This window comes from Halopseudomonas salina (assembly GCF_014637955.1).
GTDB lineage: Bacteria > Pseudomonadota > Gammaproteobacteria > Pseudomonadales > Pseudomonadaceae > Halopseudomonas > Halopseudomonas salina.
Genome location: NZ_BMFF01000005.1, coordinates 246,053 through 246,272, shown reverse-complemented (window position 1 = coordinate 246,272; position 220 = coordinate 246,053).

The window sequence follows — 220 nt, the reverse complement described above, 5'->3', positions numbered from 1 at the left end:
GTCCACGCCGACACGCTGCAAGTACGTCCCTGTAGGCTCGACGCTGGCATCCCTGCCAGCGACGGTCGGCTTAGTCCTCTCGTCCTGCGTCTGCAGCTAGCTCATCATTTGCCGGCGAGAAAAGCAAAACCACTAAAAGCGTTCATCAAAAAACGGTGTTTGTTTTTGCCCTTGGACAGCAAACCCCGCATCACTCCGATGTCGGTTGAGCGCACAGCCT